We start from the raw sequence: 13,891 nt of genomic DNA on the forward strand, positions 1-13,891 counted from the left end.
CCCCTTGTGGCTTCCCACAATGCGCGCCCCGGCCCCGACCGGGCAGGCTGGCCCCATGCAGACTGCGCCGACACCCGCCGGGCCGGGCCCGGTCGCCGCCCTGGTCCTGGCCGCCGGGGGCGGGCGGCGCCTGGGCGGGCGGCCCAAGGCCCTGCTCCGGTACGGGGGCCGGCCGCTGGTGGAGCACGCGGTGGCGGTGGTCCGGGCGGGCGGCTGCGCGGACGTCACGGTGGTGCTGGGCGCGCAGGGCGGGCGGGTGCGGGCCACCGCGCACCTGCCGGGCTGCCGGCTGGTCGGCAATCCGGACTGGGCGCAGGGCATGGGCTCCTCGCTGCGGGCCGGCCTGGCCGCCCTGCCGCCGCACGCCACGGCGGCGCTGGTGATGCTGGTGGACACCCCGGGCGTCACCCCGGCCGCGGTGGCCCGGCTGCTGGCCGCCCACCGGGCGGGCGCCGAACTGGCCGCGGCGGCCTACGGCGGGCGGCGCGGGCACCCGGTGCTGATCGGCGCCCGGCACTTCGCCGAGGCGGCGGCGGGCGCCCGCGGCGACGCCGGGGCCCGCGCCCTGCTGACGGCGCACGCGGCGGAGCTCGTCCTGGTCGAGTGCGCCGACGTCGCCGCCCCGGACGACCTCGACACCCCCGCCGACCTGGCCCGCTGGTCCGCCGGGTGAACGTCCCGGTCCGGCCCGCCGGACATCCCCCTCGGGGAGGATTCCGCCCCCACCCGAGCGGGCAGGATTCCCTGATCCGTCCCTGAGGATTGCCTCATTCCGCGCCCGGCGCCGGACATTTCGGGGAGCATGGGAAACGTCCCACCCACCCGCCCCCGACGGACGGAGCCCGCGATGGCCGGACTGCCCGACGACTTCACCGGACACGACCCCACGCGGCCGGGGCCGGGCGGTGGCGCCCGGGCGATCCGCTGCCCCGCCTGCCGCCGCGAGCACCTCTACGAACCGCCCTCCCTGCCCTGCCCGTGCGGGGCCTCGCTCAAGGTGCCGCTGCTGCGCGGCGGGGTGCCGGTGCAGGTGCGCTTCCGGTCCTGGGAGGACTCCTGGCTGAGCATGCGCTGCCCGCACTGCGGCCGCTCCGACCAGTGGCCGCAGCCCGAGTTCACCTGCAACTGCGGCGCGACCGTCCGGCTGCCGGTGGACCGCGCCACCCGGCTGGGCGGCGGCACCGCCGCCCCGCTCGCCGCCCCCGGCCCGCAGGCCGCCCGCCCGTACCCGGCCCACCCGATGAACGCGCCCGCCCCGGCCCCGCCCGCACCGCCCTCGGCCGGCCGCCCCCGCCCGTTCCGCCACCGCGCGCCGTTCCGCCCCCATCCGGTGCGCACCTCGCAGGACGCGGTGTTCACCGCCGCCCGCTACCTGGAGTGGCTGGGCTTCGACGACCTGGAGCTGACCGAGGCCCAGGAGCGCGACGGGGTCACCCTGCTCGGCGGCCGGATGGTCGCCCAGGTGGACACCTGGACCGAGCCCGCCGACGTGAAGTCGGTCGAGTGCCTCTGGCTGCAGACCCTGCACGCCGAGGAGATGGCCGCCGCGATGTTCACCCTCGCGGGTTATTCGCACCAGGCCACCGTGCGCGGCGAACAGCTGCTGGTCGCCCTGTTCAGCCTGGACCTGGCGGGTGTGCCGCAGCCCGCGAACGGCGCCGCCGAGGCCCTGATGGAGACCGGCTGGACCTCCTGACCCACCGGGCGGCCCGCCGGGCCGCCCCCACCTCCGCCCCCACCTCCCCCTCCCGTGTCTCCTCCGGCGTCTCCTCCCGTGCGCACCCCTAGATCATTTTTCCTCCAAAAGCAACAACCTTCGCTCGTGATCTGGTGCACAAGCTCACCCCCGTGTTGAATTGCGGCCACAGCGCGGGCCTTTCGCCCTGTCGTCGCCATGCGTGCGGGTCGTGGCGGCAGGGCCTCAGGGGCAGGTCCGCGCGCTTGCCGGATGGCGCACACAAGGAGGTGGCGTTGTCGGAGCACGGATGGAACCCGAGCGGCCCGGAGGAGCGGGGGCGGGCGGCAGCGGAGGAGCCGGGCGACACCGTGTGGCGGCTGAGGTCCCGGGGGTGCTGGCAGGAGGCCGCCGAACTGCTGCGGCCGCCCGCCGAGCACGACCCGGAAGCGGCCCTGGGGCGGGCCGAACTCCTCATCGAGCAGTGCCTGTTCACCGCGGCGCACTGGACCCAGGCGGAACAGGCGCTGCGCCTGGCGGAGGCACTGGCCTCCGGCACCGAGCAGCGCGCGGCCGCCGCCTGCGCCCGCGGCTTCCTCGCGTACGTGGCGAGCGTGCTCGGCCCACGGGACCGGCTGGACGAGGCGCAGGCCGCCCTCGGCCGCACCTCGGCGCTGCTGCCGCCGGACGCCCCGGGCCGCCCGCTGCTGGACTTCCGGCGCGGACTGGTGGCCGAGAACCTGCTGCGCGACCGCAGCGCCGCGTGGATCGCCTATCGCCGGGCGCACGAGGGCGCCGGCGAGCGCGGGGACGAACTGCTGCGCTCGTACACCTGGCGGCACCTGGCCGCGCTGGCGCTCTCGCGCGGGGACCGCGGGAACGCCCGGGAGGGCTTCGAGGCCTCTCTGCGGCTGCGCGAGCAACTCGGCTTCACGGTGGGGGTGGCGCCGGCGCTCGCGGCGCTCGCCGAGGTGTCCGAGCCGCCCGAGGCCGCGCGGCTGCGGGCCGAGGCGGCCCGGCTGGTGGCCGGCCTGGGCGGGGTGCCGGTCTGGCTCGCGCGCCAGTTGGCCGCCTCCCGCGCGCCGGGGCCTCCCTCGGACGGGCGCATCGCGAGCGAGACCGGAGGAACAATCAGCTAAGGTGAGGCTAACCTGGCCGGGGGGAGCAGTACCCCGGCCAGGTCGCCTTGCCGTTCCCCGGGCACCGCCATGCCCCGGTCCGGCCGCGTCCGACGGGCCCGTGCCGCCGGGCACCGCCGGGCGGACCATGGGCGCCCCGGTCGACCCGATGGGGCCGCCCATGACCGCGAGCAGCACCCGGCCCGGCCCCAGGCCGCAGGTCCCCCGCACCACCGGGACGCGCACCGCCGTCCCCGCCCCCGCTCCCACCACCCCGGGCGCCCCCTCGTACCACCGGCTGTCCGGACTCACCCCCGTTCTGACGGTGCGCTGCACCCCGCCCCGGCGCCGCGACGGCTGGCTGCCCGCCGCCGACCTCACCACCCGCCCCGAGGCGGTGCGCGAGCTGATCGCCCACGACGCCCGGCGGGGCCTCACCCGCTACGGGCAGCCGCTGCGCCCGGACGTCGCGGCCGGCTTCGGACTGCACCGCTTCGTCTGGCCGGTCTCGCTGCTGTTCACGCTGCCGTGGTTCCTGGAGCGGCGCGTCCCGCTGCTCGCCCTGCGGGACGTCGCGCTGCGCAGGCGCCCCGACGCGGTCGAACTGACCGTCCGCGCGGCGGAGTTCGCCTGCCTGCCGGAGGACCGGGCGGCCGGCTCCGGGCAGGCCCGGACGGTGCCGGACGAGCCGGCGCTGGCCGCCGCCCTGCGGTCCGCCCTGGGCGCCTTCCTGGCCCCGGTGCTCACCGCCTTCGGCCCGGAGGCCCGGCGCGGACCCCGGGTGCTCTGGGCGATGGCGACCGACGCGGTGGTGGAGGGGCTCTGGTACGCGGGCGGGCTGCTCGGGGAGCAGGAGCGGGCGCGCACCGAACTGACCGCGCTGCTGGCGCCCGGCGGGGCCCTCGACCCCGCGCGCACGCCCGGCGCGGACGACCGTCCCGCCCCGGCCCCGGCCCCCTTCACCCCGGGCGCCGGTTTCGCGCCCCCGGCGCCCGGAGCGGAGGGCGCCCCGCCCCCGGACCGGTCCCGGGCCAGCTGCTGCCTCGTCTACACCGCCGATCCGAGGGATATGTGCGGCGGCTGCCCGCGCGTCACGCGGCGTTGACGAAAAGCCGTTCGACATCGGGTTCGAAAAGCCCGCCATTCCTGGAAAAACCCACGTCGCATTCCTATGACCATGCGATGGTCACCGGGTCAGAAATCCCTCTCCTCAGCGCATTGACGGCGAATCGGCCATTCCTCCGCGCGAAATCCGCCATGATGGTCCCCGCCATCACGGCGCAGAAAAGCGACGCAGGAAAGCGAGGCCGGTTCCGGCGATGAAATTGTCCGACATACCGCTCGGATGGGCGATCACCGCGGTCGTGGGGCTGCTGGTCAGCGCACTCCTGGCGGCCCTGCTCCGCAGCCGGGGGGCCACCTCCTCCACCGCCGGCCCCGATTCCTGGGAACGTTCCGAGGAACGGCGCCGCCGCAAGGAATCCCTGTACGGCGGCGCTTCCTACACCCTGTTGTTCTGCTGCGCCGGCGTCGCGGCCGCGCTCTCCTTCCACGGCCTGGTCGGCTTCGGCGTGCAGAACCTCGGCCTGTCCGGCGGCTGGGAGTACCTCGTCCCGTTCGGGCTCGACGGCGCCGCGATGTTCTGCTCGGTACTCGCCGTCCGCGAGGCCAGCCACGGCGACGCGGCGCTCGGCTCCCGGCTGCTGGTCTGGCTCTTCGCCGGCGCCTCGGCCTGGTTCAACTGGGTGCACGCCCCGCGCGGACTGACCCACGCCGGCGCCCCGCAGTTCTTCTCCGGCATGTCCCTCTCGGCGGCGATCCTCTTCGACCGGGCGCTCAAGCAGACCCGCCGGGCCGCACTGCGCGAACAGGGCCTGGTGCCGCGCCCGCTGCCGCAGATCCGCATCGTCCGCTGGCTGCGCGCCCCGCGCGAGACCTACGCGGCCTGGTCGCTGATGCTGCTGGAGAACGTCCGCAGCCTGGACGAGGCGGTCGACGAGGTGCGCGAGGACAAGCGGGAGCGCACCGTCGAGAAGCAGCGCCGCAAGCTGGCGGGGCGCCGGGAACGGGCCGAGATCCGGGCGATCAACCGCTCCAACAGCGCCTGGCGGCGCGTCGGCGGTGCGACGGCACGGCGACTGGAGGCCGGCCCGGAGCCCGCCGTGGCCGCCGTGGCCCCCGGCGCGGGGCGTCCCGGGGTGGAACGGTCCGCCGCGGAGCGGGTCCGGGCCGAGCGTCCCGGGATGGAGCGGGCCGCCGCGCCGCGCGAGGTGGAGCCGGCCGAGGGCGCGGTCGTCCAGCCGGGCCTGCCGGCGCGTCCGGAGCGGCGCACCATCGACCTCACCATGGAGGAGGACACCGTCACCCTGCCCCGGCTGGACTCGCTGGAACGCAAACTGAAGGACCTGGAGCAGCAGTTCGGCTGATCCCCTCGGGCCCGGCCCCCGGGCGGCGCGCCGCCTCCCCGGGGAGCCGGAACCGGACGGGGGGTCAGGCCGCTGCCGCCGCCGTCCCGCTGAGTTCGAACCACATCCGCTTGCCGGTGCCGCGCGGCTCCACACCCCAGGAGTCCGCGAGCGCCTCCACCAGCATCAGCCCGCGCCCGGAGGAGGCCTGCTCCCCCGGCGTCCGGCGGGTCGGCCAGAGGTCCGACTCGTCCTCCACCTCGACCCGCAGCCGGGCCCGGCCGCCGTCCTCCTCCGGCTCCCGGTAGAGCCGGGCGGTGAACATGGCGTCCCGGTCGGTGTGCCGGATGGCGTTGGTGACCAGCTCGGAGGAGAGCAGCTCGGCGGTGTCGATGAACTCGGCCACGCCCCAGCGGCGCAGCGCGTCGCGCAGCTCGGCCCGCACCTCGGCCACCCGCGCCAGGTCGGCCTGGCCGATCCGGCGGCGCAGCTGCTGGGCGGTCAGGCCGCCGGCCGGGCCGTCCCAGCGCAGGAGCAGCAGCGCTATGTCGTCCTCGCGCTCGCTGGAGTCGGCGGCCTGGGAGGCGATCCGGTCGGCCAGCTCCTCCAGCGGGTCGCGGGCGGCCTGCGCGGCGTCCGGCAGCGGGCGGGCGAGCGCCCGGGTGAGGCGGGCGACGCCCTCGTCCAGGTCCATGCCGCGCGCCTCGACCAGGCCGTCCGTGCAGAGCAGCACGGTCTCGCCCGGGTCCAGGCTGAACCGGGTGACCCGGTACTCCTGGTCCGGGTCGATGCCCAGCGGCAGCCCGCCGGCCACCGGCACCACGGCGGCGGTACCGTCCGCGCGGCGCACCACCGGGTCGAGGTGGCCGGCCCGGACGGCGTAGACCACGCCGTAGTCCACGTTGACCTCGGCGTAGGCGCAGGTCGCGAAGTGGTCGGTGTCGAGATCGGCGAGGAAGCGCGAGGCGCGGGCCATCACGGCGGCGGGCGGGTGGCCCTCGGCCGCGTAGGCGCGCAGCGCGATCCGCAGCTGGCCCATGATCCCGGCGGCGTGCACGTCGTGCCCCTGGACGTCGCCGATCACCAGGCCGACGTGTCCGCCGGGCAGCGGCACCACGTCGTACCAGTCGCCGCCGATCTGGAGGCCGGAGCCGGCCGCGAGGTAGCGCACCGCCGTGGTCACGCCCGGAACGGACGGGACGGTGCGCGGCAGCATCACCCTCTGGAGACCGGCCGCCAGCTCGTGCTCGGCATCGTGCAGCCGGGCCCTGGCCAGCGACTGGGCGACCAGCCCGCCCAGGGTGGTGAGCAGGGTGCGCTCGTCCGCGTCGAGCTCGCGCTCGTCGTCGAAGCTGACCACGCACACGCCGATCGCCCGGCCGCTGGCCACCAGCGGCAGGTACGCCCAGGAACCCCGGCCGGTACGGCTGGTCGGCTCCCACACCTCGGGATAGCCCTCGCGGAACTCCTCGCGGGTCGAGACGAAGACCGGCGTACGGTGGCGCAGCGCCTCGGCCGCCGGGTGCCCGGGCGGCAGCACGGTGCGGTCCCAGACCGCCAGCGTGTCGGCGCGGTAGCCGGAGGCCCCGAGGATCTGCGCCCGGCCGGCCTCGAAGGAGGCCAGCACCAGGCCGTCCGGCGGCAGCCCGGGCAGCGGCAGCTCGGTGAACACCCGGGCCACGTCACGCACGGTGACGGCTTCGGAGAGGGCGCGCGCCGCCTCCTTGATGAACCGGGAGCGGTCCTCGCGCAGCAGGGCCATCCGGTCGGCGTGGTCCCGCTTGTGCAGCTCGACGGTGGCGTCCCAGACGAAGCCGACCATTCGGGAGGCCCGGCCGAAGGCGTCGGCGAGCACCCGGCCGCGGAAGCGCACCGCGCGCATGCCGCCCTTCGCCCCGACCGTGCGGTAGTAGGCGCCGCACTGACCCAGCTCGGCCACCGCGCGCTCGACCCGGCGGCGCACCACGGGCGCGTCCTCGGGGTGCAGCAGGGCCAGGAAGGAGGCGGCGGTGCGGTCGAAGCGACCCTGCTCCAGGGCGTCCAGTCCGACGATCGTGCAGGCCCGCTGGTCGCCCTCCAGGACGTCGCGGCGGATGTCCCAGTCGAAGGAGCCGATGCCGTTGGCCGCCATCGCGGGCTCCAGCCAGTCCGGCATGGTGTCCGCGGAGGACGGCGGCAGTCCGCCCGACAGCACGGGCGCCAGCCGCGCGGCGGCGAGGCTCGGCGACGGGCGCACCACGGAGCCGCGGCGCGTGGACTGGGCGGGCGGCCGGGCCCGGCCGGTCCCGGTGGTGGTGGCGCCGGCGACGGGCTGCCCGGCAGTGCGCGGCTCCGGGGCGCCCGGCTGCTCGGCGACGCGCGGCTCGACGGCCCGCTGTCCGACCGCTCGCGGCCTGGCGGCTCTCGGGTCGGCGGTGCGCGGCTCCACGCTTCGCGGTTCCACGGTTCGCGGCTCGACGGCGGGCGCCGCGCCGGGAGGAAGTGCCGGCCCCGGCGACTCGGGCTCAGTGGGCATGCTGCTCCTGCCGCTGCCGTGGCGGACCGCGCCGACCGTCCGGACGGGCCGCATGGCGGTGTGATGGGTCGTGCTGGATAGGACGGTGCGACGGACGGTGGCCAGTCGAGGTTCGGTCTCCCCGCTGCTTCCCGCACGTGGACACACATTCCCACCATCCTGGCCAATGTTCGGCCGAGCGGCAATGCCAACGGGCCGGAAACCTTCCGTTCCGCCTTCTGTTCCGGGCTTCCTTCGACAGCGAATCAATCGACGGCGAACAATCGTACGACCCCGGCGGCGGGCCCGGTAGCGACCCTGGCGGCGGGCCCGGCGACAGGCCCGGTGACAGGCCCGGGGCCGTCGGGCCGTGGCCGCGCCGATGCCGAGACCGGTGCCGATGCCGATGCCGATGCCGAGAGACTGTGCCGGCGCCGGGGCCGGGATCAGGGCGTGGCGAGTTCGAACCAGGTGACCTTGCCGTCGCCGCGCAGCTGTACGCCCCAGGAGTCCGCGAGCGCCTCCACCAGCAGCAGGCCGCGCCCCGAGGTCGCGTACTCGGCCTCCGGATCGCGGCGGCGCCCGGGAAGTCTGCTGGTGCCGTCCTGCACCTCGATCCGCAGCCGGTGGTCCGAGTCGAGCACCGCGTCGAACACCGCGCCCTTGCCCGTGTGCAGCAGCGCGTTGGTGACCAGCTCGGAGGAGAGCAGCTCGGCGGTGTCGGACAGCTCCGGCACCCCCCAGTGGCTCAGCGCCGAACGCAGCCGCCGCCGGACCGCGCCCACCCCGACCAGGTCCGCCGGGTCGAGCGTGAGGTGCAACCGCCGGTGCAGGGCACAACCCGGAGCCGGTGCACCCGGCAGGGTCGTCCCGGCGCTGCCGGTCGGCCCCTGGACCGGCCCGGACCGGTAGGCGTCGCCGGAACTCGTCCGCTGCCGCGGGAATCGCGACTGACCGTCCATCAACCCATGCCCCCGCCCTGAAATCCGGGCCCCCGCCTCCGGATCCCCCGCCGGCCGGGTGGCCCCCTCGTTCTGACCACTCATCCTCATGCCCAGTTGACGGCGTTTGCAACAGTGTGCGTCCGATCACGTGGGGTGAAAGGGGCACGGGGTGGTTCGCGTGATCCAACTGCCCGCGCCGGACAGGTTTGCGAAGCGCAGAGGCGATTTTCGAGGGCGCCATCACCCGATCCCGCGCACACCCGGCGCCCGTACGGACCGTGCGCCCGACCGCGCGCCCCCGCCCCGCCACCGCCGCGCGCCGACCCGGGCGCCGACCCGGGCGGCGGGTCCGGGCGGCGGGTCCGGGCGGCGGTCCGCGGACCCTCCCGGCCCGCCGCCCCCGCGCCGCCCCTCACCCCCATCCCCCGCCCAGCAAGCCGAACCCCCTCGGAGCGGCAACGCTGGACAGGGCGGCCCGGTGCGGGTTCAATGACCCGAGATGTTTGAACGACGTTCTAACATTGCCCCTGGCGGCCCCCAGACCCCCGAGCCGACCCCCTCCCCGGCGACCGCGAGCGAGGAACCGTGCGACTGACCCCCACCGAGCGGGACCGGCTGCTGATCTTCACAGCAGCCGAGCTGGCCCGCGCCCGCCGCGCCCGGGGCGTGCGCCTCAACATCCCCGAGGCCACCGCCCTGATCGCGGACGCCGTCTGCGAGGCCGCCCGCGACGGCCGGCGCCTGGCCGAGGCCATCGAAGCCGGCCGCTCCGTGCTGACCGCCGACGACGTCCTGCCCGGCGTGCCGGACGTGGTCACCGTCGTCCAGGTCGAGGCCGTCTTCGAGGACGGCACCCGCCTCGCCGTCGTCAACGACCCGTTCAAGGGCGCCGGATCCCTCGGCGACGAGGCCCCCGGCGGCACGCTGATCGGCGACGGAGCCGGCTACGACCCGATCGAGGAGACGCTGCTGCTCCCCGTGCACAACACCTCCGCGGTACCGATCTCGGTCACCTCGCACTTCCACTTCTTCGAGGCCAACCCGCGGCTGGCCTTCGACCGCGCCGCCGCCTACGGCACCCACCTGGCCGTGCCGGCCGGCTCCTCGGTGCGCTTCGACCCCGGCGCCACCGTCGAGGTCGGCCTGGTACCGATCGGCGGCGGGCGGGTCGCGATCGGTTTCGCGGGGCTCGTGGACGGCCCGCTGGACGCGCCCGGCGCGAAGGAGGCCGCCCTGGCGAAGGCCCGCGCCACCGGCTACCTCACCCACTTCGACGACGCGGAGGTCGAGTCGTGACGTCCATCACCCCGCACGACTACATCTCGGTGCACGGCCCGCGCGCCGGGGACCGGGTCCGGCTCGGCGACAGCGGACTGATCGTCCGCGTGGAGTCCGACTCCCAGGCGCCCGGCGACGAGTTCCTGGCCGGCTTCGGCAAGACCGCCCGCGACGGCCTGCACCTCAAGCCCGCCGCGGTCCGGGACACCTGCGACGTCGTGATCAGCAACGTGCTGGTGATCGACGCGATCCAGGGCATCCGCAAGACCTCGATCGGCCTGATCGGCGGCCGGATCGCCTCGATCGGGCGGGCCGGCAACCCGGACACCCTGGACGGCGTGGACGTGGTCGTCGGCACCGGCACCACGATCGTCTCCGGCGAGGGCATGATCGCCACCGCCGGCGCCGTCGACACCCACGTCCACCTGCTCTCGCCGCGGATCATGGAGGCCTCGCTGGCCTCCGGCGTCACCACCATCATCGGCCAGGAGTTCGGCCCGGTCTGGGGCGTCGGCGTCAACTCGCCCTGGGCGCTGCGCCACGCCTTCAACGCGTTCGACGCCTGGCCCGTCAACATCGGCTTCCTGGGGCGCGGTTCGTCCTCCGACGAGGCCCCGCTGATCGAAGCGCTGGCCGAGGGCGGGGCGTCCGGCTTCAAGGTGCACGAGGACATGGGCGCGCACACCCGCGCCCTGGACACCGCGCTGCGGGTCGCCGAGGAGTACGACGTCCAGGTCGCCCTGCACACCGACGGGTTGAACGAGTGCCTGTCGGTCGAGGACACCCTGAAGGTGCTGGAGGGCCGGACCATCCACGCCTTCCACATCGAGGGCTGCGGCGGCGGACACGTCCCCAACGTGCTCAAGATGGCCGGCGTGCCGAACGTCATCGGCTCCTCCACCAACCCGACGCTGCCGTTCGGCCGCGACGCCCTCGGCGAACACTTCGACATGATCGTCTCCGCGCACGACCTCAAGGTCGACCTGCCCGGCGACGCCGCGATGGCCCGCGACCGCATCCGGGCCGGCACCATGGGCGCCGAGGACGTCCTGCACGACCTCGGGGTCATCGGCATCACCTCCTCCGACGCCCAGGGCATGGGCCGGGCCGGCGAGACGGTGCGCCGCACCTTCGCCATGGCCGGCAAGATGAAGGCCGAACTCGGCCCGCTCGACGGCACCGGCTCGTACGGCACGACGGAGAGCGGCGACGACAACGAGCGCGTGCTGCGCTACATCGCCAAGCTCACCATCAACCCGGCCATCGCCCACGGCCTCTCCCACGAGGTCGGCTCCATCGAGATCGGCAAGCTCGCCGACATCGTGCTGTGGCGCCCGGACCACTTCGGCGCCAAGCCGCAGCTGGTCCTCAAGGCCGGATTCCCCGCGTACGGCGTCACCGGCGACCCCAACGCCTCCACCGACCGCTGCGAACCGCTCGTCCTGGGGCCGCAGTTCGGCGCCCACGGCGCGACCGCCGCCGACATCTCGGTGGCCTTCGTGGCCCAGGCCGCCGCCGACGGCGCGTACCTCGACCGGGCCGCCGACGGGCTGCCCACCCGCCGCCGCAGAGTCGGCGTCCGGGGCACCCGCGGCATCGGACCGCGCGACATGGTGCGCAACACCCGCATCGGCCACGTCGAGGTCACCGAGACCGGGCTGGTCTCGCTCGACGGCTCGCCGCTGCGCTCCGAACCCGCGGACAGCGTCTCGCTCAGCCGCCTCTACTTCCTCTGACCCCCCGCCAAGGCCCCAGACTCTTGAGGACTCGATGATGACCACCCCCACGCCCGCCGCCCTCGGCTACCGGATGCCCGCCGAGTGGCACCCGCACGAGCGGACCTGGATGGCCTTCCCCACCACCAACCCCACCTTCGACGGCCCCGAGCAGCTGCACGCCGCCCGCCAGGCCTGGGCCGCCGTCGCCGACACCATCGTCGGGTACGAGCCGGTGACGCTGATCGTCAACACCGGTGAGACCGAGGAGGCCCGCAAGTACGTCTCCGAGCGGGTCGACATCGTCGAGCGCCCGCTGAACGACGCGTGGATGCGCGACATCGGCCCGTCCTTCCTGATCGACGGCAAGGGCTCGCTGGCCGCCGCCGACTGGATCTTCAACGGCTGGGGCGCACAGTCCTGGGCCCGCTGGGACAAGGACCAGCATATCGCCGAGCACATCGGCGAGCTGACCGGGGTGCAGCGCTTCGCCTCCCGGCTGATCAACGAGGGCGGCGGCATCCACGTCGACGGCGACGGAACGGTGCTGGTCACCGAGACCGTCCAACTCGGCGAGGGCCGCAACGCCGACTGGACCAAGGAGGAGGTCGAGGCCGAGCTGCACGCCTTCCTCGGCACCACCAAGGCGATCTGGCTGCCGCGCGGACTCACCCGCGACTACGACGAGTTCGGCACCCGCGGACACATCGACATCGTCGCCTCCTTCGTGCGCCCCGGCGTCGTGGTCGCCCACGTCCAGCCCGACCCCTCGCACCCGGACCACGAGGTCTGCCGCGAACTGGTCGCCGTGCTGCGCGCCTCGACCGACGCCCGGGGCCGGCCGCTGGAGGTCGTCGAACTGCCCGCCCCCACCGTCCTGCTGGACGAGGACGGCGAGCCGGTCGACTACTCCTACATCAACCACTACGTGGCCAACGGCGCGGTCGTCCTGTGCGCCTTCGACGACCCGCGCGACCAGGAGGCCGCCGCCATCCTCGCCGAGGCCTACCCGGGCCGCACCGTCGAACTCGTCGACGCCCGCGAGATCTTCGCGAACGGCGGCGGCATCCACTGCATCACCCAGCAGCAGCCGAAGGCGCTCTGACGCCCCGTCCGGGCGGGGGCCCCGCGCCCCGCCCGGACGGCTTCCGAAGCCCCGTTCCACCGAGGAGACCCGCACATGGCCGACCCCCGCCCGCGCCGGCCGGCCCGCCCCCGCGAGGAGGTCTTCGCCACCGCCCGGGCCGCGATCGCCGAACACGGGCTCGCCGGACTCACCATGGCCGGGCTCGGCAAGCAGCTCCAGATGAGCGCCGGGCACCTGCTCTACTACTTCGGCAGCAAGGACCAGCTGCTGCTGGAAACCCTGCGCTGGAGCGAGGAGCAGCTCGGCGCCCGCCGCCGCGAGGCCCTCGCCGACCGCACCCTCGACCCCTGGCAGCGCCTCGACGCCTACCTGCGCCTCTACCTGCCGGAGGGCGCGGGCGACCCGCGCTGGATCCTCTGGGTCGAGGTGTGGGGCCGCTCCCCCGCGAGCGCCGAGATCCGCCAGGGCCAGCAGGAGATCGAGGCCCCCTGGCAGGCCGACCTGGTCGCCCTCATCGAGGAGGGCGCCGCCGCCGGCCACTTCACCCCCGGCCCCGCCGCCGACCGCGCCCTGCAGATCCGCGCCCTGCTCGACGGCCTCGCCGTCCCCATCGCCATCGGCCTCCCCGACGCCCACCGCCCCGCCGCCCTCACCCAGGCCACCGCCGTCACCGGCATCCTCCTGCGCACCTGAACCCTGCCCGCGTGAGAAGTCGGCCCGGCCGACTTCTCGGGAAGCTCGCCCGCACCGGGAGCCCCTCGCGCACCAGAAGTCGACCCGGCCGACTTCCTGTGCGCCGCTCCTGGGGCATGGGGAAGAAAATATGCAGACCGGTCTACAGATTTTACCGGGAGCACAGCCGACACATGCGCCCCCACGCGTGCGCGAGAAGTCGGACAGACCGACTTCTCGCGCACAAGCCCAGCCGGTCAGCCGGCCGGGCGGCCATCGAAGAGGCCCTGGGGCAGCCCCGCGCATCAGGAAGTCGATCAGGCCGACTTCCTGCGCATCACCTCGGTGGGGCGAGCAGAGAATATGCAGACCGGTCTACAGACTCGGCCCCGGCGCGGCCGGTGCCGTGGTGCCTGCGCACGCGCATCCGGCGCGGGGGGGGGGGGGGGGCGCCGCGCGGCCGCGGGGGGGGGGGGGGGGGGGTTGAAAAAAAAGAACACCCC

The 13,891-nt window shown here is 75.2% G+C and carries 11 protein-coding genes; 9 read left to right on the forward strand and 2 right to left on the reverse strand.

From position 1 onward, the window contains the following. Positions 1 to 55 precede the first annotated feature (55 nt). The 5 genes from ACFVUY_RS16330 (at position 56) to ACFVUY_RS16350 (ending at position 5,219) form a co-directional block, all read left to right on the forward strand. Entirely contained in the window at positions 56 to 673 is a 618-nt protein-coding gene (locus tag ACFVUY_RS16330; RefSeq protein WP_359908002.1) for a nucleotidyltransferase family protein, read from the forward strand. A gap of 174 nt (positions 674 to 847) precedes the next feature. Beyond that, the gene (locus ACFVUY_RS16335) at positions 848 to 1,696 is read left to right on the forward strand and encodes a hypothetical protein (RefSeq protein ID WP_387694759.1); all 849 of its coding nucleotides are present in this window, start codon (positions 848 to 850) and stop codon (positions 1,694 to 1,696) included. A 275-nt stretch (positions 1,697 to 1,971) separates the two neighbouring features. Further along, positions 1,972 to 2,814: a hypothetical protein gene (locus ACFVUY_RS16340; RefSeq protein WP_387694758.1), complete on the forward strand. Its 843-nt coding sequence runs from the start codon at positions 1,972 to 1,974 to the stop codon at positions 2,812 to 2,814. 160 nt (positions 2,815 to 2,974) lie between these two features. After that, positions 2,975 to 3,898 carry a (2Fe-2S)-binding protein gene (locus tag ACFVUY_RS16345; RefSeq protein ID WP_387730487.1) on the forward strand — a complete coding sequence of 308 codons (924 nt, stop codon included), beginning with the start codon at positions 2,975 to 2,977 and terminating at the stop codon, positions 3,896 to 3,898. Between the two features lie 214 nt (positions 3,899 to 4,112). After that, positions 4,113 to 5,219 carry a DUF2637 domain-containing protein gene (locus tag ACFVUY_RS16350; RefSeq protein ID WP_387730489.1) on the forward strand — a complete coding sequence of 369 codons (1,107 nt, stop codon included), beginning with the start codon at positions 4,113 to 4,115 and terminating at the stop codon, positions 5,217 to 5,219. Between the two features lie 64 nt (positions 5,220 to 5,283). Here the strand turns inward: ACFVUY_RS16350 and ACFVUY_RS16355 are convergent, their stop codons facing one another. Both ACFVUY_RS16355 and ACFVUY_RS16360 read right to left on the reverse strand, forming a co-directional pair. Beyond that, complete coding sequence (locus tag ACFVUY_RS16355) at positions 5,284 to 7,713, reverse strand: SpoIIE family protein phosphatase (RefSeq protein WP_387730492.1); 2,430 nt, start codon at positions 7,711 to 7,713, stop codon at positions 5,284 to 5,286. Positions 7,714 to 8,138: 425 nt separating this feature from the next. Next, positions 8,139 to 8,513: an ATP-binding protein gene (locus tag ACFVUY_RS16360; RefSeq protein WP_380547894.1), complete on the reverse strand. Its 375-nt coding sequence runs from the start codon at positions 8,511 to 8,513 to the stop codon at positions 8,139 to 8,141. A gap of 708 nt (positions 8,514 to 9,221) precedes the next feature. Between ACFVUY_RS16360 and ACFVUY_RS16365 the strand changes: the two genes are divergently transcribed. The 4 genes from ACFVUY_RS16365 (at position 9,222) to ACFVUY_RS16380 (ending at position 13,409) form a co-directional block, all read left to right on the forward strand. After that, complete coding sequence (locus ACFVUY_RS16365; protein ID WP_387694754.1) at positions 9,222 to 9,932, forward strand: urease subunit gamma; 711 nt, start codon at positions 9,222 to 9,224, stop codon at positions 9,930 to 9,932. Then, positions 9,929 to 11,650 (forward strand): urease subunit alpha, encoded by a 1,722-nt coding sequence (locus ACFVUY_RS16370; RefSeq protein WP_387730494.1) that lies wholly within the window; start codon positions 9,929 to 9,931, stop codon positions 11,648 to 11,650. The genes ACFVUY_RS16365 and ACFVUY_RS16370 overlap by 4 nt, the downstream gene beginning before the upstream one ends. A gap of 34 nt (positions 11,651 to 11,684) precedes the next feature. After that, complete coding sequence (locus ACFVUY_RS16375) at positions 11,685 to 12,734, forward strand: agmatine/peptidylarginine deiminase (protein ID WP_387694752.1); 1,050 nt, start codon at positions 11,685 to 11,687, stop codon at positions 12,732 to 12,734. Between the two features lie 75 nt (positions 12,735 to 12,809). Further along, entirely contained in the window at positions 12,810 to 13,409 is a 600-nt protein-coding gene (locus ACFVUY_RS16380; protein WP_387694751.1) for a TetR/AcrR family transcriptional regulator, read from the forward strand. The last annotated feature ends 482 nt before the right edge of the window (positions 13,410 to 13,891 follow it).

The sequence above is a fragment of the Kitasatospora sp. NPDC058063 genome (assembly GCF_042885395.1).
Taxonomy (GTDB): Bacteria; Actinomycetota; Actinomycetes; order Streptomycetales; family Streptomycetaceae; genus Kitasatospora; species Kitasatospora lactacystinica.